26 protein-coding genes are annotated in these 26,468 nt (G+C 51.5%); 14 read left to right on the forward strand and 12 right to left on the reverse strand.

What is annotated here, in order from left to right; all coding sequences use genetic code 11:
• Window positions 1-209: 209 nt before the first annotated feature.
• Window positions 210-476 carry a YihD family protein gene (locus tag ABD892_RS07565; RefSeq protein ID WP_345194858.1) on the reverse strand — a complete coding sequence of 89 codons (267 nt, stop codon included), beginning with the start codon at window positions 474-476 and terminating at the stop codon, window positions 210-212.
• Window positions 477-677: 201 nt separating this feature from the next.
• Between ABD892_RS07565 and grcA the strand changes: the two genes are divergently transcribed.
• The 5 genes from grcA to ABD892_RS07590 all read left to right on the forward strand — a co-directional run bounded on the left by grcA (window position 678) and on the right by ABD892_RS07590 (window position 6,814).
• Window positions 678-1,061 carry an autonomous glycyl radical cofactor GrcA gene (gene grcA / locus ABD892_RS07570; RefSeq protein WP_345194860.1) on the forward strand — a complete coding sequence of 128 codons (384 nt, stop codon included), beginning with the start codon at window positions 678-680 and terminating at the stop codon, window positions 1,059-1,061.
• A gap of 306 nt (window positions 1,062-1,367) precedes the next feature.
• Window positions 1,368-2,492: a DUF2066 domain-containing protein gene (locus tag ABD892_RS07575; RefSeq protein ID WP_345194861.1), complete on the forward strand. Its 1,125-nt coding sequence runs from the start codon at window positions 1,368-1,370 to the stop codon at window positions 2,490-2,492.
• A gap of 75 nt (window positions 2,493-2,567) precedes the next feature.
• The gene (locus ABD892_RS07580; protein ID WP_345194862.1) at window positions 2,568-3,644 is read left to right on the forward strand and encodes an AI-2E family transporter; all 1,077 of its coding nucleotides are present in this window, start codon (window positions 2,568-2,570) and stop codon (window positions 3,642-3,644) included.
• A 44-nt stretch (window positions 3,645-3,688) separates the two neighbouring features.
• The gene (gene hda, locus ABD892_RS07585) at window positions 3,689-4,396 is read left to right on the forward strand and encodes a DnaA regulatory inactivator Hda (RefSeq protein ID WP_345194863.1); all 708 of its coding nucleotides are present in this window, start codon (window positions 3,689-3,691) and stop codon (window positions 4,394-4,396) included.
• Window positions 4,397-4,576: 180 nt separating this feature from the next.
• Window positions 4,577-6,814, forward strand: a complete 2,238-nt coding sequence (locus tag ABD892_RS07590) for a DUF748 domain-containing protein (RefSeq protein ID WP_345194864.1) — start codon at window positions 4,577-4,579, stop codon at window positions 6,812-6,814.
• A 109-nt stretch (window positions 6,815-6,923) separates the two neighbouring features.
• On the opposite strand, the gene ABD892_RS07595 is transcribed toward ABD892_RS07590, so the two are convergent.
• From ABD892_RS07595 to arsC, 3 genes are read right to left on the reverse strand one after another with little or no spacing between them, the layout of a single operon-like run.
• The gene (locus ABD892_RS07595) at window positions 6,924-7,322 is read right to left on the reverse strand and encodes a DUF2069 domain-containing protein (RefSeq protein ID WP_345194865.1); all 399 of its coding nucleotides are present in this window, start codon (window positions 7,320-7,322) and stop codon (window positions 6,924-6,926) included.
• Window positions 7,319-7,930 (reverse strand): NAD(P)H:quinone oxidoreductase, encoded by a 612-nt coding sequence (wrbA, locus tag ABD892_RS07600; RefSeq protein WP_345194866.1) that lies wholly within the window; start codon window positions 7,928-7,930, stop codon window positions 7,319-7,321. The genes ABD892_RS07595 and wrbA overlap by 4 nt, the downstream gene beginning before the upstream one ends.
• A complete protein-coding gene (gene arsC / locus ABD892_RS07605) occupies window positions 7,930-8,280 on the reverse strand; it encodes an arsenate reductase (glutaredoxin) (RefSeq protein ID WP_345194867.1) in 351 nt (116 codons plus the stop codon). Before arsC ends, wrbA begins: the two co-directional genes overlap by 1 nt.
• A gap of 69 nt (window positions 8,281-8,349) precedes the next feature.
• Here arsC and ABD892_RS07610 point away from each other — a divergent pair, with 69 nt between their 5' ends.
• From ABD892_RS07610 to ABD892_RS07620, 3 genes are read left to right on the forward strand one after another with little or no spacing between them, the layout of a single operon-like run.
• Complete coding sequence (locus ABD892_RS07610; protein ID WP_345194868.1) at window positions 8,350-9,615, forward strand: YihY family inner membrane protein; 1,266 nt, start codon at window positions 8,350-8,352, stop codon at window positions 9,613-9,615.
• 19 nt (window positions 9,616-9,634) lie between these two features.
• Window positions 9,635-10,084, forward strand: a complete 450-nt coding sequence (locus ABD892_RS07615; protein WP_345194870.1) for a TlpA family protein disulfide reductase — start codon at window positions 9,635-9,637, stop codon at window positions 10,082-10,084.
• Window positions 10,085-10,096: 12 nt separating this feature from the next.
• Complete coding sequence (locus ABD892_RS07620) at window positions 10,097-10,375, forward strand: acylphosphatase (RefSeq protein WP_425559199.1); 279 nt, start codon at window positions 10,097-10,099, stop codon at window positions 10,373-10,375.
• Window positions 10,376-10,387: 12 nt separating this feature from the next.
• Here ABD892_RS07620 and ABD892_RS07625 read toward each other — a convergent pair whose 3' ends face one another.
• Window positions 10,388-10,972, reverse strand: a complete 585-nt coding sequence (locus ABD892_RS07625) for a lytic transglycosylase domain-containing protein (protein ID WP_345194871.1) — start codon at window positions 10,970-10,972, stop codon at window positions 10,388-10,390.
• A gap of 23 nt (window positions 10,973-10,995) precedes the next feature.
• Complete coding sequence (locus tag ABD892_RS07630; RefSeq protein WP_345194872.1) at window positions 10,996-12,714, reverse strand: proline--tRNA ligase; 1,719 nt, start codon at window positions 12,712-12,714, stop codon at window positions 10,996-10,998.
• Window positions 12,715-12,916: 202 nt separating this feature from the next.
• Between ABD892_RS07630 and ABD892_RS07635 the strand changes: the two genes are divergently transcribed.
• The 3 genes from ABD892_RS07635 (at window position 12,917) to ABD892_RS07645 (ending at window position 14,083) form a co-directional block, all read left to right on the forward strand.
• The gene (locus ABD892_RS07635; RefSeq protein ID WP_345194873.1) at window positions 12,917-13,354 is read left to right on the forward strand and encodes a PaaI family thioesterase; all 438 of its coding nucleotides are present in this window, start codon (window positions 12,917-12,919) and stop codon (window positions 13,352-13,354) included.
• 75 nt (window positions 13,355-13,429) lie between these two features.
• Window positions 13,430-13,870 (forward strand): HIT domain-containing protein, encoded by a 441-nt coding sequence (locus ABD892_RS07640; protein ID WP_345194874.1) that lies wholly within the window; start codon window positions 13,430-13,432, stop codon window positions 13,868-13,870.
• A gap of 15 nt (window positions 13,871-13,885) precedes the next feature.
• Window positions 13,886-14,083, forward strand: a complete 198-nt coding sequence (locus ABD892_RS07645; protein WP_345194875.1) for a SlyX family protein — start codon at window positions 13,886-13,888, stop codon at window positions 14,081-14,083.
• Between the two features lie 32 nt (window positions 14,084-14,115).
• Here ABD892_RS07645 and ABD892_RS27050 read toward each other — a convergent pair whose 3' ends face one another.
• Complete coding sequence (locus ABD892_RS27050; protein WP_425559201.1) at window positions 14,116-14,523, reverse strand: cold-shock protein; 408 nt, start codon at window positions 14,521-14,523, stop codon at window positions 14,116-14,118.
• A 729-nt stretch (window positions 14,524-15,252) separates the two neighbouring features.
• Between ABD892_RS27050 and ABD892_RS07655 the strand changes: the two genes are divergently transcribed.
• Window positions 15,253-15,591: an HU family DNA-binding protein gene (locus ABD892_RS07655; protein WP_345194877.1), complete on the forward strand. Its 339-nt coding sequence runs from the start codon at window positions 15,253-15,255 to the stop codon at window positions 15,589-15,591.
• A 61-nt stretch (window positions 15,592-15,652) separates the two neighbouring features.
• Here the strand turns inward: ABD892_RS07655 and ABD892_RS07660 are convergent, their stop codons facing one another.
• From ABD892_RS07660 to ABD892_RS07680, 5 genes are all read right to left on the reverse strand, one after another.
• The gene (locus ABD892_RS07660) at window positions 15,653-16,495 is read right to left on the reverse strand and encodes an SDR family NAD(P)-dependent oxidoreductase (RefSeq protein WP_345194879.1); all 843 of its coding nucleotides are present in this window, start codon (window positions 16,493-16,495) and stop codon (window positions 15,653-15,655) included.
• Between the two features lie 191 nt (window positions 16,496-16,686).
• Window positions 16,687-18,108 (reverse strand): OprD family outer membrane porin, encoded by a 1,422-nt coding sequence (locus ABD892_RS07665; protein WP_345194880.1) that lies wholly within the window; start codon window positions 18,106-18,108, stop codon window positions 16,687-16,689.
• 296 nt (window positions 18,109-18,404) lie between these two features.
• Window positions 18,405-19,691 (reverse strand): OprD family outer membrane porin, encoded by a 1,287-nt coding sequence (locus ABD892_RS07670; RefSeq protein WP_345194881.1) that lies wholly within the window; start codon window positions 19,689-19,691, stop codon window positions 18,405-18,407.
• A 465-nt stretch (window positions 19,692-20,156) separates the two neighbouring features.
• Window positions 20,157-21,485: an OprD family outer membrane porin gene (locus ABD892_RS07675; RefSeq protein WP_345194882.1), complete on the reverse strand. Its 1,329-nt coding sequence runs from the start codon at window positions 21,483-21,485 to the stop codon at window positions 20,157-20,159.
• Window positions 21,486-22,394: 909 nt separating this feature from the next.
• Window positions 22,395-23,708 carry an OprD family outer membrane porin gene (locus tag ABD892_RS07680; RefSeq protein WP_345194884.1) on the reverse strand — a complete coding sequence of 438 codons (1,314 nt, stop codon included), beginning with the start codon at window positions 23,706-23,708 and terminating at the stop codon, window positions 22,395-22,397.
• A 488-nt stretch (window positions 23,709-24,196) separates the two neighbouring features.
• On the opposite strand from ABD892_RS07680, the gene ABD892_RS07685 reads away from it, so the two are divergent.
• Together ABD892_RS07685 and aspS are read left to right on the forward strand one after the other, a co-directional pair.
• Window positions 24,197-24,493 (forward strand): FmdB family zinc ribbon protein, encoded by a 297-nt coding sequence (locus ABD892_RS07685; protein WP_345194885.1) that lies wholly within the window; start codon window positions 24,197-24,199, stop codon window positions 24,491-24,493.
• A gap of 98 nt (window positions 24,494-24,591) precedes the next feature.
• On the forward strand, window positions 24,592-26,376 hold the full coding sequence (gene aspS / locus ABD892_RS07690; protein WP_345194886.1) for an aspartate--tRNA ligase: 1,785 nt from the start codon (window positions 24,592-24,594) through the stop codon (window positions 26,374-26,376).
• The last annotated feature ends 92 nt before the right edge of the window (window positions 26,377-26,468 follow it).

Below are 26,468 nucleotides of genomic sequence, written 5' to 3' on the forward strand. Positions count from 1 at the left end.
TGACACGTCTCCTAACCCAAGGAAAACCAGTGTCGTAAGTTTAGACGGGAGAATGGCTTATGTTAGGTGGTAATCAGGAAAAATTTTGATTGCTTTCTTGTTCATATCTAACGACAGTTTCTTGCTATCTGGCAATTCTATCATCCCGGTCTTCAAAAGAACCCAAGATGCCGGCTTGGATGAAAGCCGACACCTTTCATTGGAGATCTTCAGGACTGAATGCCGCGGGCTTTCAGCAGTGCACTCTTGAAATCATCCTCACAGTCTTTCTGGATGCCCGGGATCATGGTGTCCTTTGCAGTCCCGCGCATTTTCAGGTGATAAATCAGCACATCATCCGTCAGGTCTGACAGCTGGCCATCAAACCCTGCTTCTTCAGCTAACTGGGTCAGCATTTGTGCCAGGTTCAGGTTGTTGTGTGCCAGCCAGACAGGCTTGAGCAGTTCAATCAGTTCTTCTATGCGGTGACATTGCATGGGAGGATTCCATCATACGACAACAGCGATGGGGAGTGGTGAAGCGGTCGGGAGAAAGATTCACCACCACGAAAACAGTGGATAGTTAAACGCGTAAGAATATCCGCGCAAAACAGTAAATTAAAGGCTTACCTTTTTCAACTTTTGTTGGTAGCATTCAAACCAAGTTGAACCCTAAGCAGTAAATAAAGGGGATGTACCATGGCTGTTAAAGGTATCCAGATCACTCAGTCCGCCAACGCTGATCTGTTGAATTCCATCTGGCTTCTGGACGAAGAAGCTGCCACTGCCCGCTGCCTGTGTGCCAAAGGCGACGCTTTTGCCCAAGACCAGGAAGTGGCGGTTGCCGAGCTGGGCGAGATCGCTTTCCGCGAATTGCCGGTTGAAGGCCAGGCTGTCCGTGAAGGTGGCCAGCACCTGAACGTGAATGTCCTGTCCCGTGAAATGCTGGAAGATGCGGCCGCTAATCCGGAGAACTATCCTTCCCTGACCATCCGCGTTTCCGGTTACGCTGTGCGCTTCAACTCCCTGACGCCTGAACAGCAGCGCGACGTTATTACCCGTACTTTCACCAGCTCCATGTAAGCCGGTGCTGCATGCCGTCTCAAACGAGGCGGCATGATGTGTTCTTTCCGCTCTATTCCTGCCTTATATCGCTTTCATACACATCGATGATGCTCGGATGCCTTCATGTTCTGGTGTTGCCCCCTGTCTTTCTCTGAAAAATCGCCGCAACCTGATGTCTTCTCGGTAGAGTGTTGATCTAAAGGTGCCGGTACTTGCAAAAAATCGGTTACCCTATACTCTTCGCAGATTTTGCACCCAATGCTCAGGCGGTAATTCTTGTGGCAGCACGGTGTGCTTGGGATATTCGTTGTTCGGGGACAGGAAATGACCAGACTTTCATGGGGTCTCGGTGTGAGATTGTGGGTGACAGCACTTTTGTGTGTCATTGCCGCGCCTACGCTGCAGGCCGCAGAAATCAAAAATCTGTACCAGGCCCGTGTCATGGTGCCTGACCAGGGGCGTGAAAGTCGTGCACAGGCATTTTCACAGGCACTGGCTCAGGTGGTGATCAAGGTGACGGGGCAGATTGATGCGCCGGCGCGGGAGGGTGTTCGGATCGCCATGCAGAAACCCGATGTGCTGGTGAGTCGGTATGATTATCGCAAGATCAATGCTGGCGATAGTGATCAGGCGAATCGTCAGCCAGGTTTTATGCTGGATGTCAGTTTTAACCGGGTTGCTGTCAATAAGTTGTTACATGATAACCGGCTGCCATTATGGGGCGATAACCGACCGGAAACGTTGATCTGGGTTGCCTCTGAAGAGCATGGCGGCCGACAAATGCTGGGCGCAGAAAGTCCCTCCACCGTTGTTACCGCTTTGCAGAACGCATCCGATCAGTGGGGCGTACCGTTGCTTTATCCGTTGCTTGATGTGGAGGATAGCCTGTCATTGTCTATGGCGGAACTCTGGGGGTTGTTCCCGGCACCCGTGGTGCAAGCCTCTGGGCGCTATGGAGTGGATCCTGTTTTAGCCATGCGGGTTTACTCTTCAGGTCCGGGGAAGGTCAGCGGTCGGGTCATGTTTACATTCCGGGGCCAGGTATTTAATGAAGACATCAATGATGTGACCATGGATATGTTTACCAGCCGGGCCTTGTCGCTTGTGGCCAGTCGCCTTGCTGCTTTTTATGCCATCCTGTCCGATGGTTCGTCCGAATATCCGCTGCGATTGCAGGTGAATGCTGTCAATGATGTACATGATTATGCTGGCCTGTTGCGTTATCTTGAAAACCTGACAGCGGTGCGAACGGTCATGCCTGTGCGTGTTAAGGGCGACACCCTGACGCTGGACCTGGTGATTGATGGAAGCCCGGAGCAGGTGGATGCGGAGATCAGTCTCGATCGGAACCTGGCAAGAGCCTATCCGGCTTGGCCGGCAACACCGCAAGAGCCATCGATGGTTGAACCGATTCGCCGTCCTGACCTCTATTATGTGTGGCAAAAATAATGTGTTGCCCAGTATTCAAGAGCAGTCCAGCCCGGAAGGCTGGGCGATTAATCCGCCATTAAAGGGATTCTCGGTATGAATGCAGACAAGGATTATACGCAGCGCTGGTTTATTCTTGGCTTCGTGCTGATAGCCGGTTTCTTTATTTACCTGCTGCAGCCTATCCTGACGCCTTTCCTGGTCAGTATGGTGCTGGCGTATCTTGGGGATCCTGTGGCGGATCGGCTGGAGCGCCTGGGGTTGTCGCGAACGCTGGCGGTGACAACCGTCTTCGTTGTCGTCAGCTTGCTGCTTGTGGTGACCTTGCTGGTTCTGATTCCTTTGATCACCAATCAGATAAAGGTGGTGATCTCATTGTTGCCACACTGGGGAGACTGGCTTCAACACAACCTGGTGCCACGGTTGTCGAATTATGTGAACCTGGATCCTGAACTGTTTAACCTCCGGGAACTCAGTGCCCGGCTGGGGCATGAGTGGCAGCAGGCGGGGGGCATACTCGCCAGGATAGGCAGTTCGTTTTCCGCTTCGAGCATGGCGCTGGCCGGTTTTCTTGCCAACCTGTTTTTGATCCCTGTCGTCAGTTTTTATCTGCTCAGAGACTGGGATCGCATGATTGAAAATATTCGTGCGCTACTGCCCAGGAATATTGAACCAACCGCTGTGACTCTGGCCCGTGAATGTGATGATGTGCTGGGTGCCTTCCTCAAGGGGCAGCTGATGGTCATGTTTATGCTGGGTATTATTTATGGCACGGGTTTGTGGTTGATTGGGTTGCAGTTTGCCATCCTGATCGGATTGATTGCCGGTTTGGCCAGTATCGTGCCTTATATGGGGTTTATTGTGGGTATCGGTGTGGCGCTGGTGACGGCGTTCTTCCAGTTCGACAGCTGGTGGCCCATTCTCGGTGTGATTGTGGTTTTTGGCATTGGTCAGATGTTGGAAGGCATGGTGTTGACCCCGCTGCTGGTGGGCGACCGGATTGGCCTGCACCCTGTGGCGGTCATTTTTGCCATAATGGCTGGTGGTCAGTTGTTTGGTTTTGTCGGTATTCTGCTGGCGCTGCCTGTGGCGGCTGTCATTATGGTGTTGCTGGTTCATTTGCACCGCAACTATAAGGAGAGTCACCTGTATCATGCCAGCCGCAAGTCGTGATATGGTATGAGCTGCAAAGATGCTGTCATCACAGTCGTTGATATATGAGTCTGCCGTTGCAACTACCACTTGGTGTCCAGTTACGAGATGATGCGACATTCGCCAATTATTACGCCGGGCGTAATGAGGCGTTGGTCAATATGCTGGATGTTGAGCGTTATCCGGCGGGCGTGACGCCTGAGCAGTTTATCTATCTCTATGGTTCCCCTGGCGTGGGCTGCAGTCACCTGTTACAGGCTGCCTGCCATCAGGCTGACGCCATGGGTCAGCGCAGTATTTACCTCCCCATGAAAGAGCTGGCGGACTACCCGCCAAGACTGCTTGAAGGCATTGAAAGCCTCAGGCTGGTCTGCATTGATGATATCAGTGCCATCGCCGGTGACAGGGCTTGGGAAGAAGCCTTCTTTCACCTCTTCAACAAGTTGCGGGAAAAGGGGCATCGGCTGCTGGTAGCGGCAGAAGTGGCACCCCGTCAGTTGAATATCTGCCTGCCTGACCTGGTGTCGCGTATGAGCTGGGGTATGGTATTCCATGTTGAGCCGCTCACTGATCAGGAAAAGATCATGGCGTTACGATTGCGTGCGCACCTTCGTGGCATGGATATGTCGGATGAAGTGGCGCGTTACATTCTGCATCGCGGTTCCAGGGATATGCAATACCTGTTTGATGTCCTGGGGCGTCTGGATGGTGCAACCCTGAGGGCAAAACGAAAGCTAAGTGTACCTTTTGTTAAGCAGGTCATGGGCTGGTAAGGATGGAGCATGGCGGGTGAGTCCGTCTTTACCGCTTCAGCGGTTCACGTTCTCTTTCTTATTGATTACAAGTCGAAACACTCACGATTTTTTCCGGAATAACGGCGGTTTTGCTTTACCCGTTTTGCGGGTACCATCACGCCACTGATTTCTACCACCCGGAATTGACTTAAACATACCATGCGCCGAATAGTTCGTTTTCTTTTAGGGGGATTTGTTGCCTATCTCCTGTTGGGATTTGTCATTTTGCCGCCTGCCATTCATGGCGTGGCTGCCTTGTTGACCCCCCGTTTCCTGTCGGCGCCTCTGGAGATTGCAGCAGTATATTTTAATCCCCTGACCCTTAAAGCGAGCATCAGGGGACTTGCCCTGGGAGATCCACTCAACCCTGTTGTTGGCTTTGAAAAGCTGGAAGTTAATCTGGCCTGGGACTCAGTGACACGCGGGCATTTGCATGTGCAATCTGTCACGCTGGATGCACCACGGGTAGATGCCTTACTGGATAAGGGCGGGCAGCTGAATCTGTTGGGTTTGCTGAAGCCCATGCCTGAACAGTCGAACGACACAGATGCTGAAACAGATAGTGTTGCGGATGGCGCGACCCCCTTTGCTATCACGATTGATGAGATCCGGGTAGAGGATGGTCTATTCGGCTTTAGGGATGATCAGATGGCAAGTCGTGAGGGGAAACCGCTTTCTATCACATTGTCAGGGTTTAATCTGGAGATGCGCTCTCTGGGCTTGCCGACATCAACGGCTGATGTGCGTTTGGATACGTCGATTGGTGAGCAGGGGCGTCTTACTATCAACGGCAGCGTCCTTCTACCACAGGGGGATGTCACAGCAGAAGTGGAGGTTGCATCAGTGGACCTGACAACCCTGCAGCCGCTTCTGGATCAGTTAACCTGGATTCAGCTGAATCAGGGAGACCTGTCCGCCCGCCTTTCCGTGTCGCGTAACAGTGAAACCGGTGTGACGGCAACAGGACAACTGGGCATTGAGTCCCTGCAGCTTGATGATGTACGAACTGACAAGCCGGTAGTCAGTTGGCATGCGTTGAATCTTGTCGGGATGAGTTTTTCAGAAAAGGATAGCCGTTTCAGTATCAAGGAGCTGCTGCTGTCAGGGCCTGATGTGAGGGTCGCTATCGACAAGAATATGCAGGTTAATCTCGCACAGCTGATGATTGAAAATAAGGCTGAGCCCTCCTCTACGGCGGAAGATGATAGTGCAGAGAGTCAGCCAATCGTTGTCGATATAGGCAAAATACGTATCGCTGACGGTCGCATGGACTTCTCCGATCATTCTTTCCAGCCCGGATTCGCCACGGAAGTGGTAAACCTGCATGGAGATATTACGGATATCAGCACCAGTGGCAAGAGTGATGCTACGGTCGCTATCCGTGGGCAGGTTGATCGCTATGCGCCGGTGCGTATTTCCGGACATCTCAACCCGTTACAGCCGGAAGCCAATACCGATATCGGGCTCTCATTCCATAATGTGGAACTGACGACGCTGACACCGTATTCAGGCCGGTTTGCCGGTTATGCCATCCGCAAGGGGCGTATGAATCTTGACCTGAATTACCGGATACAGGATCGTCAGCTCAAGGCGTCGAACAGGCTGGTGCTGGATCAATTGCAGCTTGGGAATACCGTCGACAGTGATGAGGCGCCTGATCTCCCCCTGCGCCTCGCCATAGCGTTGTTGAAAGATCGAAACGGCAAGATTGATGTTGATCTACCCATTCAGGGAGACCTGGATAACCCGGAATTTGCCTACTGGGGTGCGGTGGGCAAAGCCTTGATGAACATGGTGGTCAATATTGCCGCAGCGCCATTCAATGCCCTGGCTTCTCTGGTCGGTGGTGATGCAGAGCAGATGGAAAAAGTCGCTTTTTTACCCGGTGACACCCTGTTATCACCGGATCAACAGAAAATATTGAATACGCTGGGCAGTGCACTGAATGAGCGTCCCGGATTGATGCTGGAAGTGTCAGGTGGTGCGGATCGTCTGGCAGACTGGCCCCTGCTGCAGTCGCAGCAGTTGGAAACTACGCTGAAGCGGTTGTGGCAGGTGCAGCAAATGGGGCGTGGTGAAACAACCGTGGATACGCTGGAGCAGGTGCTGGTGCCGGCCGATGAACGACCGGCCTTGCTGCGTGAATACGGCCGCCAGCTGCAAATCGCCGATATTGATAATGTGCCTGATGATGAACTGCAGGTCACAGTGCTGGCCGCTATACCCTACGATGAAACGGCGATGTATCAATTAGCACAGCAGCGGGCGCGGAGTATCAAGGATTTCCTGGTCGATCAGGCTGAGGTTCCGGCAGAAAGGGTGTATTTGATGAGTTCGGTTATCGGCGAACAGGCGGGGGATAGAGTGGACAGCCCAATGTCGCTGGGCGCGTTTTAGTTCTGAGGCGCAAGTTGAGACCCGTGAAACCGGGATGAATTGGCGACGTCTGCTATGGCGTTGCATCCCGGTTTCCTGCTGGTGTTTGCAGGTCATCCTGTACTGAGGTTTATCCTGCCTCGCTTGCTGTTTCGTGCAGCTTCCATTTCAATCCCTGATAATGCCAGCGTACATAAAACATGCTGCTGATAAACAAGGTCACGCAAAGTGTTGTTTGAACCCAGCCTGCGATATCCTCTCCCAGAAACGCATCAACTACTGCGCTGGTGAAATAGAACAACACCACAAAACAGAGCCAGGCAAATGAGCGCGGCCACTTGCATAACACGCCGGGAATAAAGATGAGCAATGGTCCAATGCGTGCAAGCCAGATCAGCAGGGGAGAGTCTACTGCCGGAGGATTGAGCCACCAGTGATCCAGGCTGATGGTCAACAGGAGAAGGCCGTAGGACAATGCTGCGACCAGCCAGGCCCGGTGTGCCAGTGTTTCTTTTTGTTGGCTACTCATTCTGTGTCATGTGTCCTGTGCAGTTTCATGGCCAGCGTGGCCAGGCGTTTCCCCTGGGCAATACAGAGTTGTTCTTCATGTTCTGAAAGGGGGAGATTGCTCTCCTTGCCTGCCAGGTGGCTGGTGCCGTATGGGGTGCCGCCGGTGTGTGTCTCTGTCAGTGACGGTTCGGTATAAGGTACGCCGTGGATGATCATGCCGTGATGCAGCAAAGGCAGCATCATGGATAGCAACGTACTTTCCTGTCCGCCATGTAAGCTGGCGGTAGAGGTGAAGAGAGTGGCAGGCTTGTCTACCAGTGCACCGGTGAGCCAGAGATTGCTGGTCCCGTCGAGAAAGTATTTCAATGGTGCAGCCATGTTGCCGAAGCGTGTGGGGCTGCCCATAGCCAGACCGCTGCAGAAACGTAGATCATCCTCGGAGCAATAGACAGCGCCTTCTTCGGGGATGCTGTCCTCCGTGGCTTCACAGACGGTGGAAACCGGGGGCACGGTTCGTAGCCGCGCTTCCATTCCCGTTTGCTCAATGCCGTTGGCAATGCGTTGGGCCAGTTTCATGGTGGCGCCATGGCGGCTGTAATAAAGAACCAGGATATAAGGTGATGACATCAGAGAATCTCCAGCACCGCTTCAGGCGGACGGCCGATGCAGGCATTATTACCTTTCACAACAATGGGTCGCTGAATCAGCTTGGGCCAGCGAACCATGGCATCCAGTAACGCCTCATCATCCAGTGCCGGGTTTTTCAGTGCATTATCCTTGTATTCCTGTTCACCAGTGCGGATCAGTTCCCTGACCGGAATACCCAGCCTGATGATGATCGCTTTCAGTGTATCCCGGTCTGGCGGTGTTTCCAGATACAACACAATGTCGGGATTGATGCCCTGTTCTTCCAGCAGCTGCAAAGTCTGGCGGGACTTGGAGCAGCGGGGATTGTGATAAATCGTGACGTCGCTCATATCGTGGTCTCCCTCCTTTTCAATATGCGGTATTCTATCGACAGAAAGGATTAAGGGGTACAGTCAATCATGTTCGTCAGAATGCCCGGGCCGGATGCCTTGAAACGGCTCGTCATGGATGTGTCGCGTCGTTTTTTGGATGATGGCTGCACCAACCATGCGGCCGCGTTGACCTATACAACGTTGTTCGCCATCGTGCCGATGCTGACCGTCACGTACAGTATGCTCTCTGCCATTCCCTCGTTTCAGGGGACTGGAGAGCGAATCCAGGAATTCGTATTCGCCTATTTCATGCCGTCAGCCGGTGAGGCGGTGAGTAACTGGTTGTCGGAATTTTCCCGTCAGGCGCGTAACTTAACCGTGTTGGGTATGGGCTTCCTTCTGGTTACGGCGCTGTTGATGCTGCGAACCATTGATGTGGCAATTAACCGGATATTCCGGACTACGGCCAGGCGCCGCCCGGTTACCAGCTTTCTGCTGTATTGGGCAATATTGACGCTGGGGCCGTTGTTGCTGGGGTTGGGTTTTGTGACCACGTCCTACCTTACGACGATGAAAATGCTGGCAGACGCGTATGCGATGATCGGGGCTGAGCGCTGGTTTCTGCGAGTATTGCCGTTCCTGTTGAGTACTGCGGCATTTACCCTGTTGTATATGGCGGTGCCAAACCGGCGGGTGAGGCTTAAATATGCGGTGATCGGTGGCTTGGTCACGGCTTTTCTGTTTGAAGTGGCCAAAGGTGGCTTCACGCTGTTTCTGTCGATGTCGCCGACCTATGAGTTTATCTATGGCGCGTTTGCTGCCGTGCCGATCTTTCTGGTCTGGATCTACCTGAGTTGGTTGCTGGTTCTGCTGGGCGCTGTCATTGTTCACAGTCTGGCGTGTGTTCAGACGGTTGGAAATGGCTTGTCCCTGCCGCCGGGGCTTGCCATTCTGGCGATTCTTTCCGTATTTGAGCAGCGCTTTTCCAAGGGGAAGTCAACGGGGCTGATTGATGTCCACGCCGCGGGGTGGCGGCTGGGACAGGATACTTGGGATGTCTGCACAGAGTGGCTGTTGAAAGAGCGATTGATTTGCACAACCAGCCGGGGAGGGATGATGCTCGCCCAAATGCCGTCCTCGATTGAAACGGCTGCGCTACTGGAGCGCTTTCCCTGGCCGTTACCCAGCAGAAAAATGCTGGAGCAGGTTAAGGGTGACCAATGGCCGGCATGGTTCACCCGATTACTGGAGCGCCTTTCGGAGGTGCAGCGGGAGCAGGCTGCTATTCTGTCCGGTGATCTTGAGACGCTGTTTCGAGGTGAGGTATCCGGGGCGGATTGTAAGAGGTCGTAATCCTTTCTGTGGGGGTATCATGAAAGCCACGTTTAACTGTTTGATCCTGGGTGCTTTACTGGTTCTTTCCGGTTGTCGAGACACCGTGCATAGTGACTTCAAAGGTAATGCCTTATTGCTTAAGGATGGTCGCAATCAGTGGGTTGCAGTGAACTACTGGGCCGAATGGTGTGACCCCTGTCGGGAGGAAATACCGGAATTGAATGCTCTCCATGAGGCGGAAAATGGGATTCGGGTCTGGGGGGTGGATTTTGATGGTTCTGCCTCCCAGGATGAATTGGCCAACAAGGTTGGTAGGATGGCGATTGGCTTTCCGGTATTAAGCAGGGAGAGTATCGCGGCCCTGGAGCTTAAGCAGCCTCCCGTACTGCCCGCTACCTATATTCTGGATACTGAAGGTAATCTCAGGAAAAGGTTGGTGGGTCCCCAGACACGAGAGGGGTTGGAATCTGCAATCGCTGAGCTGTAATTTCCGGAGAAGATGAGTATGACGATGGTCTGCAAGCGCGCTCTGGTGGATGGTAAGGTACAGGGTGTGTGGTTTCGTGGCTCTACCCGTGAGCAGGCGCTGGCGCTTGATATTACCGGCTACGCGAAGAACCTGCCGGACGGACGGGTGGAAGTGATAATGTGTGGTCGTGAAGGGGATATTGAAACGCTGTCGGTATGGCTGAAGAAAGGGCCGCCACTGGCCATTGTTAAATCATTGGACATTGCTACGGTAGAGCTACAGCAATTCCCGGGCTTTGATGTGTGTTGATGGCAGGATTGTTTATCTGACCAGCCAGTGACGTTCCCAGTTCGTCATCACCCGCTCCGGATACCAGGTTTTGCCCAGGCTGCCGTTGTAACGCGCCAGTGCCCGTGTCAGGTTGCCTTTCTCCTTATCCAGATAATAACTGAGAATGGTGCAGCCATAACGCAGGTTGGTGGCAACCTGGGTGAGGTTGTCATCCTCCCGGCCGATTTCGTTTTTCCAGAAAGGCATTACCTGCATTAAGCCCTGGGCGCCGACCCGTGAGATGGCAAATTGGTTGAAGGCACTTTCTGTTTGAATGACAGCAAGTACTAACTCTGGCTGAAGACCTGCAAGGGTTGCTTCGGTATGAATCAGGCGAAGTAAATTGAGGCGGTCTGCATCCGATGCGATAAATCGCTCCAGCCGTGATGACATATCGACCAGCCATACTTCTGCGTCAAATCGGTCAGCAAAACTATCAGACTGGTTAATCGTGGCCTGGAGGATATCCCTGAGTTCGTAATCAATGGAAGGGTTTGCCCCCGATGGCAGCGCTTTGGGCGTTGCCATCAGGGACAGGGTCAGCAGGAGTGATGTCAGGACGCGTTGTTGTCGCACCGTATCATTTCCTGCTGGTTGGATTAACGCTGGATGCGTTCTTTCATGAGGGTGATCACGTCTTCAATGCGAACGTGCTCAGCATCACCGCCACGACGTTGCTTGTATTCCAGGGTGCCGCTTTCCAGACCGCGGTCACTGATCACCAGGCGGTGAGGAATGCCGATCAGCTCCATATCTGCGAACTTGACGCCGGGGCTGGCCTTGCGGTCATCCACCAGAACATCAAAGCCAGCAGCGGTCAGTTCGGCATACAGTTTGTCTGTCTGGTCACGAACCTGCTCGGATTTTTCAATTTTCAGCGGTACCAGGGCGATCTGGAAAGGTGCCAGAGATTCTGGCCAGATGATGCCGCGATCATCGTTGTTCTGCTCAATTGCCGCAGCAACGACCCGGGAGACGCCGATACCGTAGCAGCCCATGGTCATGACCACGGCCTTGCCGTTTTCGTCGAGCACGGTGGCGTTCATGGATTCGCTGTACTTGGTGCCCAGCTGGAAAATGTGGCCGACTTCAATGCCGCGCTTGATAAACAGCTTGCCGTTACCGTCCGGGCTGTCGTCACCTTCAACGACGTTGCGGAGGTCGGCTTCACGGGTGTAGTGGCAGTCACGTTCCCAGTTGATACCAAAGTAGTGTTTGCCATCAATGTTGGCGCCAGCGCCAAAGTCGCTCATCTGGGCGACAGTACGGTCAACGATGCAGGGAATGCTCATGTTGACCGGGCCCAGTGAGCCGGGGCCGGCATTCATGATCGGACGAATCTGATCTTCTGTTGCAAATTGCAGGGGGGACGCGACTTCTGGCAGGTGTTCCGCCTTGACTTCGTTCAGCTCATGATCACCACGAACCAGCAGGGCAACAAAATCAGCTTCGCAGGCTTCGGACGCTGCAACAATCAGGGTTTTGACAGTCTTTTCAATGGGCAGGTCGAACTGGTTCACCAGGTCCGCAATGGTTTTGGCGTCTGGTGTATCAACGACATGCATATCCATTGTCGGTGCAGGGCGGCTGGCTGCCGGCGCGATGGCTTCCGCCTTTTCAATGTTGGCGGCGTAACTTCCGCTATCGCTGAAAACAATATCGTCTTCGCCGGATTCTGCCAGGACATGGAATTCGTGGGAGCCACTGCCGCCGATGGCACCACTGTCTGCTTCGACGGCACGGTAGTCCAGGCCCAGACGATCAAAAATACGGCAGTAGGTGGCATGCATGTTCTGGTACTCACCCTTCAGGCTGTCACTGCTGGTGTGGAATGAGTAAGCATCTTTCATCAGGAATTCACGGCCGCGCATGACGCCGAAACGGGGACGGGTTTCGTCGCGGAACTTGGTCTGAATCTGGTAGAGGTTGAGAGGCAGCTGTTTGTAGCTACTGATCTCATTGCGCACCATATCGGTGATGACTTCTTCATGGGTCGGGCCAAGCACGAAGTCGCGCTGGTGGCGATCCTTGAAGCGCAGCAGTTCGGGGCCGAATTGATCCCAGCGGCCGGTCTCCTGCCAGAGTTCGGCATTCTGGACCATGGGCATCAGGACTTCCTGGGCGCCGGAGCGGTCCATCTCTTCCCGAACAATGTTTTCAACCTTGCGCAGGACGCGCAGGCCCAAGGGCAGCCAGGTGTACATGCCGGCCGCCAGTTTGCGGATCATACCGGCACGCAGCATAAGCTGGTGGCTGACAACCACCGCATCAGCGGGGGTTTCTTTCAGGGTGGGGATCAGATACTGACTGGTACGCATGGATCGTAGGGTTCTTTAATCAGCAAAACCACAAGTGTACGAGCCCTGTCCGCTTCGGCCAAGCCGCGATTGCCGTATTATGAGAAAAAAACAGGAGTATTAATGGAAAATAACCATAAGTGGCAGCGTTCCTGGTTACCCAGCAGCGGTATAATGACGTTAAAGTCGGCGTAACTAGTATCACATAGCAGGGATTAGAAAAGTGGATAAAAAAGGGTTGTCAGTCGAGGATATTCAACACCTTCTCAGTCATGGGATACCCATGTCTGAAGGGATGGGTGTGATTGTCGATGGCTTGCCGGAGGACGGCGCAGTGCTTCGTGTGCCTTATTCCGATTCACTTGTGCGACCGGGTGGGACAATATCCGGACCTGTCATGATGGCGCTGGCTGATGCGGCGATGTATGCGGCGATTTTGGGCAGGCTGGGGGCCGTTATTATGGCGGTTACTGCTAACCTCAATATTCATTTTCTTCACCGGCCGGGCAAGAGTGATCTGATTGCCAATGCGAAGATATTGAAGCTGGGCAAACGGTTGGCGGTATGTGAAGTGGCGCTTTACTCAATTGGCCAGCCAGAGATGGTGGCCCAGGTTTCCGGCAGTTACTCTCTGCCTCCTGAAGAGGGTTCTGGTGGATAAAATCGGTTTTGTCGTATAGTGATTTAACGATATGCGACGTATCTTGGTTCCAGTCAGGGTAACGAGGACGAGCTAATGACCGATGAGATAGCAGCATTTTCGCTGGCCCAGCAGCTGGCTAATGATACGGTGGCAATCGGTGACTTTCCCCTGTGCCGTTTATTGCTGATGAACGACAGCCATTATCCGTGGTTTATTCTGGTGCCCAGGATTGCCGGGGTAGAGGAAGTTTATCAGTTGACGGAAGAGGATCAGCGACAGCTGATGTGGGAAATGGCCTATGTGTCGGAAAAGCTGAAAGATATTTTTTCAGCGGACAAAATGAATGTGGCCGCCCTCGGTAACATGGTGCGGCAACTGCATGTGCATGTAGTTGTTCGTCACGAGAGGGATGCCGCATGGCCCGCACCGGTTTGGGGGAAAGTCCCGGCAACGGCCTATACTGCAGAGGCCATAGAGGATATTCGCGCCAAGCTGGCCGTGGTCTTTACCACATGGCTTAAATTTATTGACTAGCCGGAGCAGGGCTTCATGAGTGATGAATTGCTTGAAGTTCAGACTCAGCTGAGCTTTCAGGAAGACAGCTTACAGACCTTGAACGATGTTGTGACGCGTCAGCAGAAGGATATCGAACGCCTGACGATTGAAATAGAGCGTTTACGTGAACAGTTCCAGACGATGGTTACCATGCAGCTGGAAGAGCATGAAGAGCCACCGCCTCACTATTGAAAAAAATGCCGGTGAATGCCGGCATTTTTTATTCAGAGGGTTGGTGCTGATATCACGTCTTCAGCCTGAAGCCCTTTCTCTTTTTTAGTCACGATAAATTCAACCCGTTGCCCTTCGGCGAGTGTTCGATGGCCTTCGCCCCGAATAGCGCGATAATGGACAAAAACATCTTCGCCCTGATCACGGGTTATGAAGCCGAAGCCCTTGGAAATATTGAACCACTTGACCGTACCGGTTTCGCGATCCGAGGTATCGACAATTAGCCGTGTTTTAGGGTTGAGAGCCCGTAAATTACATAGCAGGTGAGCCAGGAGTCCTGCCAGCAGTGAGCCGAGAGGAAGTAATGCCACATTCAGGTCGCCAGGCATCTGGGGCAGTCGCCCAAATGAGACAAAAGCCGCAGACATCCCTGACAGGATGATCAGTAAACTACCGGTCATCTGCAGTAAGCGACGGCTGCCATGCAAAGCCACCAGGTATGTGCCTAATAACAAATTGGCTGTAGCTGTGGCCAGCAGCAGTATGTTGCTACTGTCCAGTAAAATATCAATAACGGTATGATTGGGATAGACGGCAGGGTATAGGCGTGTGAGCAGTGTGTAACTGATCAGGTAACCCGTAATGAGTCCTAAGCCCAGCAGGGTATGTAGGAATTTTAAGTGTTTAAGATACATGTCCTTTGTGTTCATCCTGTTTATAGGTGTTACAGTCTTGTTAATCGTGATGAAAGCAAATGTTACTACATGCAGGCTGTTGTAAACGCCTGAACCGGTACATCCTGGATCAGATTGTCTTAAACTGATCATCAAACAGCCATACCTCTAATGTAACCTGAGCATGCTACCACGAGCAAATTATGTAGAAGTATTGTCGCATAGATAGTTGAAAAATCGATGAAACCTGTGGAAACAGGGAGGAAAGTGGATTTTTAGGCCAAAAAAATACTCGCATGGTCTAAATGCATCGTTTATATTGACTTCGTACTCGATTATTTCTGTTCGTATTCATAGTGTTGTTTTGATGGCACTGTGTCGTCTTATTAGTGAAAAGTAACGGAGTATCGGTACACCTGTATTTGTCCTCGGTTTTGCTGTGAAAGATGGGTTGTTACGGGAGTGTAAAGCGGAATTTCGTTTAGTGTTAGGAAGACATACCTGGAGACGATCGTTATGGCAGCCAAAAAAAACGCAATCAAAGAAAAATACAGTAAAACACAGATTCTGGCTGATATTGCCGAGAATACCGGTCTCACGAAGCGTGATGTTTCAGCTGTACTGGAAGAGTTAACTGATCTGGTTGAGCGTCATGTCAAGAAGCGAGGTTGCGGTGAGTTTACTCTGCCGGGGCTTCTGAAAATTGTGACAGTTAAAAAGCCTGCGCGTAAAGCCCGCAAAAATGTACCGAACCCGTTCAAACCGGGAGAGCTGATGGATGTTGCAGCCAAACCTGCTTCCATACAGGTTAAAGTGAGGCCGCTTAAGAGGCTTAAGGAGTTTGCCTCCAGCTGATTGCCTGGTTGAAGTTAATGCCACGCCGCTTCTATTGATAAGCAGCGTGGCAATATCCCGCCTACGTTGTTTTGAGTTGTTGTTTTTGTTGTTTTCCCTTCAATCCTAATCGCAACAGTTTATCGTAGCTGTTGGGCAGTAGTCGTTGTATCCAGTCGATAGCGCGGGCATCTGGACCGATCAATATGCGCTTTTTATTTTTCAGAATGCCTTTGAGAATGGTTCTGGCCGCTTTTTCCGGAGACGTCATGGCGACCTTGGCAAATTCACTGGATGCATCCTGTTGATTGGTAATGCCTTCAGGGCCTTCAAAATAGCGTGCGTTTTTGACAATGTTGGTCTTAATGCCGCCGGGGTAGACGCAGGATACATTAATCGGGGTTTCATGGAGTTCCTGGTGCAGGGCTTCAGTAAGACCCCGAACTGCAAATTTGCTGGCGTTATAGGCGCTTTGGGTAGGTACACCAATCATGCCGAAGACGCTTGAAACATTGACAATGTGGGCGTCAGGGCTTTGTTCGAGTAAGGGCAGAAACACCTTGCAACCGAAGACAACCCCTTTGAAATTGACGTCCATCACCCAGTCAAGATTTTCGAGCGACATATCGGTGAATGGCTGACATAACGCTACGCCAGCATTGTTGATAAGAATGTCTATATGCGTGTACTGAGTCAGGGTTTTTGCTTTTAGTTGTTCCCACTGCTCTAGAGAGGCAACATCAACCAACGCCAATAAATGGTCATCAGTATTTGGCAGTAATGCGGCGGTTTCTTGCAAGGCATTATTGTTGATGTCTGTCAGAATCAGTTTGCAGTTTTGATTTGCCAACTGGATGGCGAGTTCACGGCCAATGCCGGAACCTGCACCGGTGATAAGGGCTGTTTTTTTGTTAAGTGTTTGCATTGTTATTATTGTTTTCTCGAGGTTTGAGGGTTTGTTTTTTGTGCAAACCAGTTACATACCGCATAACGTTATTGAATTGCGAAAAATCGTCAAGAGCAGAATTGCCTTCCTTTTATGTCATATGGGGCATGTTTTGAGCAGGATTTATGCAGGTGGCTATATATAAGCCACCTGCATTGGGATAGTTAATGTCACAAAAGAGCAATGGTGTAATCAACAATTAGACGGTTTTCATTCAGGCTATCTGTACCATAGGTTCTGAATGTGGCATTGCGAAGTGTAACGGTGAGACCTTTGAGGGCACCATCTTGAAACGCGTAACTGAGATCGGTATCTCGCTCCCACTCATGACGCGTTTTTTTCGTGTTGCCAACCTGCTCATGATACTCACCTTTGACGTAGCGCGTCATAAAGTTGAGACCGGGAAGGCCTAGATTGCCAAAGTCATAATCGACTCTTGCCATCCAGGATTTTTCATCCTTGTTGTTGAAGTCCCAGTATTGAACAGCGTTCCACGTCATCAAGCCGTTATCGTCGGAGCCGCCCCATAGGTAATCATAAAAGTCACCATCGACTTTTTGATAGGAGACTGCAAATTTCAGATCACTGACTTTGAGTTGGGCGACGAGGTTCCAGAGCTTGCTATCCCACTCTTTTAACTTGCCGTTATGTTCGACCTTTTTAAGATATTTACCATCGCCTTTACCCTTGTAGTAGTAGCCATCAAAAAGAATGCTGGTGTCTTCGCTGATGCCAAGTGTGTAGTAGGCGTTCAGATAATCCATTTTCTTGTAGTCTTTGGCCTTGGCAACTTGCACATTAAGGCCATAGCCTTCACCAGTATCAAAACTGGCGCCTATTGAGTTAACTTTCCAGTCACCTTCTCTACCTGTTTCTGTTACCCCGTCAGCTGCGTACTCTGGGCCCTTGTATTTATGGAAGCCACTTTGAGTTTTAGTGGATGCTTTGTCTGAACTGAATCCGTACAGCGTGAAAGCATCCCAGTTAATATCGGCATAGATTGCCTGGGTAGTTGATGGCGTTACGCGGGAATCGCTGTCGTTGAGCAAGCCGGTATCCATGAACATACGGCCTGCATTAATATGCGCATTGAGGGACTCATCCCCAAAACGGGTTTTCAGGAAAACCTGACCTAGTTTATCGTAGCTTTTTTGCTTCGCTTCTACGTATGCAATTTTGTCTTTAACTTTGTCGTAATGTTTGGTGGAGGTTCTTAATGCACCACTTCCCCATTTGTCATCTTTTCCTTGTAGTTTGAGCGAACCATACCACGCTGCATCTATACCAATCAGATCCATGAAATAGCCTGATTCGATATTTAGCCTAGCTCCTTGTGCCCAAGACTCTCTGATATCTGGATTTCTACATGATGTAATACTTGCACTTGTGGGGCAATCATCATCCCACTGCTTTTTACGAAAATCCCGATTGAAATAAAAATTGCGTAATTCCAGGTTGACGCCAGTGTCGTCCATCATTTTGGCGAAGGAATCACCGACATAGCCTTCTGCCTGGGCGTCCGCCGCAATCATGAGTCCTGAGGAAATTGCCATGGAAATGGCGGCTGCCAGTGAGGATCTGTGTAAAGCCATTACTCCGCTGCTCCAGTCGGTCTCTTGTCCGGTACCCGGCCTCTACGCGCCCTTGCTGAGGCGTTGTTGTCTGCCGGGGGTCAAGCCTCCTTTCCTGAAGTTACTGACCGGCCTCCGCCGGTTTTGCCACAATTGGCGTCAGTACCCGTAATGAGTGTGTGTAATGAATTAGTCAAGAAATCGTAATTATGCAAATTGAAGGCAGGGATTTTGCGATGAGCGGTAGCGGTTTTTTTCGTGGGCAGAGAAGAGTAAAACGCCACCCGGAGGTGGCGTTTTCAAGCAGACCGTTGTGATCAGAAGACTTCGTAGGTGTAAGTCAGGTAGACCTTGTTGATATTGTCGTTGTACATGCCGCCAAGTGCGTCTGCATTGGTAGTCAGTGCATCACCGCTGGTGCGGTAGGTGGTGTGGAAGTAGGAAATGGACAGGCCATCCAGCATGCCGGAGAAGCTGTAGCTTACATTGGTGCCAAATTCTTTCTGGCTGAAGTTGTCGAAGTTTTTGGCGTCTTTGCCCTTGGCGTACCAGACGTCAACAGCCAGTCCGGGGATGTATTCTGCGAAGTCGTAACCGGCACGCAGTACATAGGCGGTTTCGTCTTCGTAGTTGTAACCCATTTCAAGGTCAAGGGAGGAGTTAAAGGTACCGTTGTCGTCACTGAACATGGTGTTGTCATAGTCGCCGTCCTTGGTCTTGTTGTAACCAAGGCCAACGTAGGCGTTGCCATAGTTCAGGGTGGCGTTCAGGTTGTGATACTTGGATTCGAAATCGTTAGTCGCAGGATCAACGAAGTCGGTGGTGTACAGATCGCCGTCTTTTTCAACCTTGCCGAAACGGGCATCCATATCGACAGAAATGTCTTCGCTGATTGGCAGTGAGTAATACACCTTGGCGAAAGACTTTTTCAGGTAGTCTTTGGATTTGGCTTGTTCGATAACACCGCCCAGGCCATTCATTTCATAGCCAGCACCCAAAATGGTGACGTTATCAATCTTCTGGCCATCGCCATTGGTTAAATCATCATTGAATCCGGAGTGGTTACGGGCACTGAACGCATCAATCCGGGTAGCGTAAACGTTCACGTCGTAAATGTTGACAGAACCGTCAACACCAAAGGACGAAGCATTCAGGATGCGTGAGCCACTGTCGTTGTAAGTTTGCAGGCCGCGCTTCTTCTGGCCGTAGGTGCCGTGGAAATTCAGATCCTCGCCACCGAACTTGGCTTTCAGGTAGGCTTGCTGTACACCGGCGATATCGTCAACATGGCCGTTGCTGTCCTGCGGCAGGTTGGTTGTGCTGTACTTGTCATTGGTGTTGATGTCTTGAGCAAAACCGGTCTGGATATCAAAACCGATCATGTCGGCGTAATAGCCGGATTTGAAATCAGCGATCAGGGCGTGTACGAATTCGTCCTGTTTTTCCTTGTAGCTGCCGTCAGACTGTTTGGTTTCTGTGTTCCAGTTATAAACCTTGTACGTCAGCGTCAGGCTGCTGTCGTCAACGAACTGGTCAACACTGGCCTGAGCTGCCGTTGCAGCCATCACCGCCGCGCCCAGGGCGGATAATTTCAATGCGCGCATTGTCCTACCTACTCCAAAATGGTGTTGTAACGGTCTTACGTTGGCAGGCCGGATTTACCCCAATCCGCCTGCCTGGCAGAAGCTGCACCAGGGCTGCTCGCCTGATCGGCAATAACAGGCATTGTTGTTGTATGCATCACAGCATTGCCGGGCGGAATCTTTCATGCAGATGCAGCTGGATACAGGCAGGCTGCAACTCAGCGCTGAGTTGTGCTGATAGTAATTGTCCCGGGTTCTGGTTTTCACCGGATGGATGAGGGAAAACAGAGGGCGAACGCAAGGAAAACGACAGATTACAGCCTGTGCTTCATGGTACTCGAGTCTATCAATAGGCATATTGAAACGTATGTAGTGACAAGCACCTATGCCTTGTAGGGATATTCGAGGTGTGATTGACTGGAGAGATGATGTGTAAAAACGCCACCCAAGGGTGGCGTTTCATTGCGTTGACAGACCGCGAGGGTATTAGAATACGCTCAGGGTGTAGTCTACGTAGACACGCAGGTTGTTGGTGCGCTCGTCATTGCCAGAGGCATCATATATATAGGATTTATGGTAGCCGTTCTGAACTTTTATGCTCAGGCCTTTCAGGGATTCTTGCTGGAAAGCGTAACCAACTTCTACATCCAATTCGGTTTCTTTGTCAAAGCCAAGTTTGGCGGCTTCAGTGTTGCCTAAAGTGCCTCGGGTAAAGGTTACGCCAGTGTAGAAGCCGGGCATATCGAAGCCTGTGAAGTCATACTGGGCACCCATCTGCCAGGTTGTTTCACCGTCCCAGTAGAAATCGGAAATTTGGCGGGAGGTCCAGAAGTTGCCACCACCGTAGTCGTTGGCAGCCATCCAGTATTGGAATCCGCCAGCGTTGTTGCCATTGTCTGCATCCACTGTTGTGTAAGACAAGCTCAAGGTCAGGTAATCAATGGTTAATGCAGTATTCAGGTTGACCAGTTTTGCGTCATCCGCAAAGCTGTCAATGTAGTTTGCGCCGTCCCAGAGCTTGCCGTTCTCTTTGGCTTTGTAATATTGGCCATCAATCAGCAGGCTCATGCCTTCGCTAAGTTCGAAGGTATAGCCTGCATTGAGATAGCCCAGTTTCATGTAATCTTTACCTTCACCGTATTCACCGTTCAGGTAAAGGTTGCCAATTTCGTAGGCAGCGCCAACGCTATACAGGTTGTCAATTTTGTCGCCCGAGCCGTTTTCAAAGTCTTCGTAGTCTTGGGAGGTGCGGTAAGAGATCTTATTGGCCCAAGCGCCGTAAAGGTTTACGCCGTAGACGTTTGCGTCAAAAGCATACCCTTTGTAGGAGCTAGGCAGGAGGCGGGAGCTGGAAGTGGCAAGCAGGACAGTGTCGTGCTTCATGTAACCCGCTTTGGCATGGATGTTGAGATCTTCATCACCAAATTTGGCTTTCAGATAAGCCTGACCCATTTTGCTGAAGCTCTTGGCGTCACCACTATCACCCACACGCAACAATTGATCTCCTTCCCCATTGGTGCCCTGTGCTTGGTTTGAGCTGTCCAGTTTCAGTGCACCATACAGCGAAGCGTCAAAACCAAACATGCCAAAAGCGTAACCAGACGTGTAGTTAGCTTCAATGCCCTGAGCCCATTCGTGCCAGTCTTCTTTGGCGCCCATTCCATTTATTTTGTAGTCGTTATCGAAGTATGCATTACGCAGTTTGATTTCCAGTGTGCTGTCGTCAACAAACTGGTCAAAACTCGCTTGGGCGGCGGTAGCCGCAGTCGCAGCGATAACAGCCGCGCCCAGCGCGGACAGTTTAAATGCTCGCATTGTGTTACCTACTCCACATGGTGTTGTATTGCTTCTTGTCGCCAGCCGGATATGCCCCTATCCGACAGGCTAAAGCAGTGCTGCAGGTGAGAATGCGGAATAATGTCTGTGCTGGTGGCGTGCAAGGTGTTGTTAATACGAGCCAGGCACTGATGACATTTCGTCCAGTATTTTCCGCCTACAGGTTAGTCGCAGTATATTTGTATGGATAGCAGGTGAACTTTGATGTACGTCAGTGTTTGATTGCTATGCAGTAAAGGGCTGGTAATGATGTATGGTGGAGTTTGTGTATTTTGGGTGCTTGTCATATGGTCTGGATGCCCTGATATATAAGGGGTTTGCATTATATTCAGTGGAGTGTGGAATCCAGGCTGACGATGTCTGGAATGTTTCAAAAAAATTTAATGCTCCACCGGTTTCTCTTGTATCTGTTTTAATCTTGCATATTGTCTGTATTTATAAAAAGGGTGAATAAAGTCATAAGGTTGATGTCAGGATTTGAATATTTCAATTTAACAGCCTCCTGCGATATTAAATATCATATGGTGGGCTAAGTTATCCCTGATGGTTGGTTGACCTATACTCCCTGAACCATTCAGCTATCCGAGGATGGTTATTGTGAATTACGCTCCATCATCATTGATGATAAAAAGCTGGTTGAAATCTTAATACATGATGTCAGGCAAATGCTTTCTCTTTTCTGTTATTCCTCTCGGGTAATATTCAACCCGTTTGGCAGGTTGAAGTAAGGGCTTTTCAGCTCCAGTGCTGAACGTTGGTGTATAGGCGCATTGTGTGAACACTTGATGTCGTCGAGTGAGATTGTGTGTCTGTGTTAGCTGGTGGGTGAGGAAATAAAAAACGCCACCCGAAGGTGGCGTTTCATTACGTTGACATACCGCGAGGGTATTAGAATACGCTCAGGGTGTAGTCTACGTAGACACGCAGGTTGTTGGTGCGGCCGTCGTCTGCGTTCTGGTAACCTTTGGTTTGGTGGTAACCGTTCTTGACAACAACGCTCAGACCTTTCAGCGCTTCCTGCTGGAAGGCATAACCCACTTCTACGTCCAGCTCGGTTTCTTCGTCGAAGCCGTGCTTGGCAGCGTCAGAGTTGCTGAAAGTACCACGGGTGTAAGTAACGCCGGTGTAGAAGCCGGGCATATCAAAGCCAGTAAAGTCGTACTGGGCGCCAACTTGCCAAACAGTTTCACCGTCGAAGTAGAAGTCGGAAATCTGGCGAGAGGTCCAGAAGTTACCGCCGCCGTAGTCGTTGTCAGCCATCCAATACTGGAAAGCACCGCTTCTGTCGCCATTGTCAGCATCGACTTTGGTATAGGACAGGCTCAGAGTCAGGTAGTCAATGGTTAATGCAGTGTTCAGGTTAACCAGTTTTGCGTCATCTGCAAAACCTTCATCATAGGTTGCACCGTCCCAGCGTTTGCCATTCTCTTTGGCTTTGTAGTACTGACCATCAACCAGCAAGCTCATTCCTTCGCTGATGTCGAAGGTGTACCCGGCATTGATGTAGCCCAGCTTCATGTAATCCTTACCTTCGCCATATTCGCCGTTCAGGTAAAGGTTGCCAATTTCGTAAGCTGCGCCAACGCTGTAAAGATTATCAATCTTCTCACCGGAGCGGTTTTCAAAATCATCATAAGACTGGGAAGTACGGTGGGATATCTCGTTAGCATAAGCACCGTATAGGTTGACACCATAAACATTGGCGTCAAAAGCGTAACCTTTGTAAGAGCTGGGGGTCAGACGAGAGCTGGAGCTGGCCAAAAGGATGGTGTCATGCTTCATATAGCCGGCTTTAGCGTGGATGTTCAAGTCATCATCGCCCAGTTTACCTTTCAGGTAAGCCTGACCCAGCTTGCCGAATCCAGTGGAGTCGCCCTTTGAGGTTCTGCGCAGCAGCTGGTCGCTGCCACCCTGATAGCCATTTTCTTCGTTGGAGCTGTCAAGCTTCATGGAGCCGTAGAAAGAAGCGTCGAAACCGATCATGCCGAACATGTAGCCGGATTCGTAGTTAACTTCGATACCCTGCGCCCAGTCATGCCAGTCTTCCTTGGCATTTTTGACGTTGTTATCAAAGTACGCGTTACGCAGTTTGATGTTCAGGGTGCTGTCGTCAACGAATTGCTCGACGCTGGCCTGGGCGGCGGTAGCCGCAGTCGCAGCGATAACAGCCGCGCCCAGCGCGGACAGTTTAAATGCTCGCATTGTGTTACCTACTCCACATGGTGTTGTATTGCTTCTTATCGCCAGCCGGATATGCCCCTATCCGACAGGCTAAAGCAGTGCTGCAAGTGAGAATGCGACGTGTCTGTACTGGTGGCGTGCATTGGTGTTGTTAATGCGAACCAGGCACTGATGACATTTCGTCCAGCATTCTCTGCCTACAGGTTGGCCGCAGTATATCTGTCCGTGTTGCCGATAAACCTTGCCATATGTCAAGGTTTTACCTGTCATTGTACGTGTCCTGTAACAGGCTTTGACCGGAAACCGTATCCAGTACGACCGTATTGCATGGCACAAAAGTCTAACAATGCGGTACTTTCTGCGTATGTAGGTGGTAATACCTATTTACGCTTCTTGTTTCTTGTATGGTGCTGGTTGAACCGTACACCTGTCGCTCGGTCAAAGAATAGTGGTCCTGCGCATGGCTGTTTGTGCGGGCATTACGTTATAATCCCGCGTTTCGTTCCGTTTTGAGTTCGGAGTTCGCGCCATTTATGCCGATCTATGAATACCTTTGCCAATCCTGTGGCGATACCCATGAGGCTATTCAGAAATTCAGCGACAGCCCGCTGACCGACTGCCCCGCCTGCGGGGAGTCTGCCCTGAAGAAGCTGTTGTCCGCCCCGTCGTTCCGCCTGAAAGGCGGCGGCTGGTACGAGACGGACTTCAAGGGCAAAAAGGCAAAGAATGTCGCGACCAGCGACAATCATTGCCCGAGCAAGGACACCAAGAGCGGCTGCGGCGGTTGTTCTGCAACCAGCGACTGATAGTTCGGGGGCAATGGATAGTCCATTGTCGGTGAGAGCATTGCACACCTGTCTGTCATGGGCAGGCCAGATAACGATTTGAAGACTGAGGTTAGAGTATGCGCAGCCATTATTGCGGCGATCTGAACGCCTCCCATGAGGGGCAGGAAGTCACACTGTGTGGATGGGTCCATCGCCGCCGTGACCATGGCGGTGTCATTTTCCTGGATCTGCGTGACCGGGAAGGGATTGCCCAGGTGGTGTTTGACCCCGATACCGTGGACGCCTTTGCCCTGGCAGACCGCGCCCGCAGCGAGTTTGTCCTGAAGGTGACCGGTAAGGTACGTCTGCGTCCGGAAGGCACCGTCAACCCGAACATGAAGACCGGTGAGATTGAAGTGCTGGGCAAGGATCTGGAAATTCTGAACAGCGCGTTGACCCCGCCGTTCCAGCTGGACGAGTACACCGATGTCGGTGAAGACATTCGCCTGAAGTACCGCTATGTGGATCTGCGCCGTCCGGATATGCAGCAGAAGCTGATCTTCCGCTCCAGGGTGACCAGCGCTATCCGTAATTACCTGGACAGCAATGGCTTTCTGGATATCGAAACCCCGATCCTGACCCGTGCGACGCCTGAAGGTGCCCGTGACTACCTGGTACCGAGTCGTACCCATCAGGGTTCTTTCTTTGCCCTGCCGCAGTCTCCTCAGCTGTTTAAGCAGCTGCTGATGGTCTCTGGTTTTGACCGTTACTACCAGGTGGCGAAATGCTTCCGCGACGAAGACCTGCGTGCCGACCGTCAGCCGGAATTCACCCAGATCGATATTGAAACCTCCTTCCTTGGCGAAGAAGAGATCATGGGTCTTACCGAAGGCATGGTGCGCAAGCTGTTCGGCGACCTGATGAATGTTGAATTCGATGCCTTCCCGCGCATGACCTATGCCGACGCCATCCGTCGCTTTGGTTCTGACAAGCCTGACCTGCGTATCCCGCTGGAGCTTGTCGATATCGCTGACCTGATGGAAGCCATTGATTTCAAGGTCTTCAAAGGCCCTGCCAGCGATCCGAAAGGCCGCGTGACCGCGCTGAAGGTGCCGGGTGGCGCCACCCTGAGCCGTAAGCAGATTGATGAATACACCAAGTATGTTGGCATCTATGGTGCAAAAGGTCTGGCCTGGATCAAGGTCAACGCCATCGAGAAAGGTGTAGAGGAAGGCCTGCAGTCACCCATCATCAAGTTCCTCGGTGATGACGTGACCATGCAGATCATGGAGCGTCTGGATGCGCAGAATGGCGATATCGTCTTCTTTGGTGCAGATAAAGCGACTGTGGTCAGCGAAGCCCTGGGTGCACTGCGCTGCAAGCTGGGTGAAGACCTGAACCTGTACACCTGTGAATGGGCGCCCCTGTGGGTCGTGGACTTCCCGATGTTCGAGGAAGATGGCAAGGGTGGCCTGACCGCGCTGCATCATCCTTTCACCGCGCCAAGCTGCACGCCGGAAGAGCTGGAAGCTACACCGGCTGACGCTCTATCCCGTGCCTACGATATGGTGTTGAACGGTGTTGAGTTGGGTGGTGGCTCTGTCCGTATTCATAATGAAGCGATGCAGCATGTGGTATTCCGTGTACTGGGTATCGGCGAAGAAGAGCAACGCGAGAAGTTCGGCTTCCTGTTGGACGCCCTGAAGTTTGGTGCGCCGCCGCACGGTGGTCTGGCCTTTGGTCTGGACCGTCTGGTGATGCTGATGACCGGTGCGGATTCCATCCGTGAAGTGATTGCCTTCCCGAAAACCCAGTCAGCTGCCTGCCAGATGACCCAGGCGCCGGGTACCGTGGAAGAGCAGCAGCTGCGTGACCTGAATATCCGTATCCGCAGGGATCCTGCTTCCGCCACCAGTCACTGATGTGGCTGGTTTCGGCTGCCTGCTTTCAGGCTGGCAGCCGGCCATCGATTGATACGACAAGTCGTTTTTAGTAATTCATTAAAGGGTGAGGT

The sequence above is a fragment of the Kistimonas scapharcae genome (assembly GCF_039540975.1).
Lineage (GTDB): Bacteria > Pseudomonadota > Gammaproteobacteria > Pseudomonadales > Endozoicomonadaceae > Kistimonas > Kistimonas scapharcae.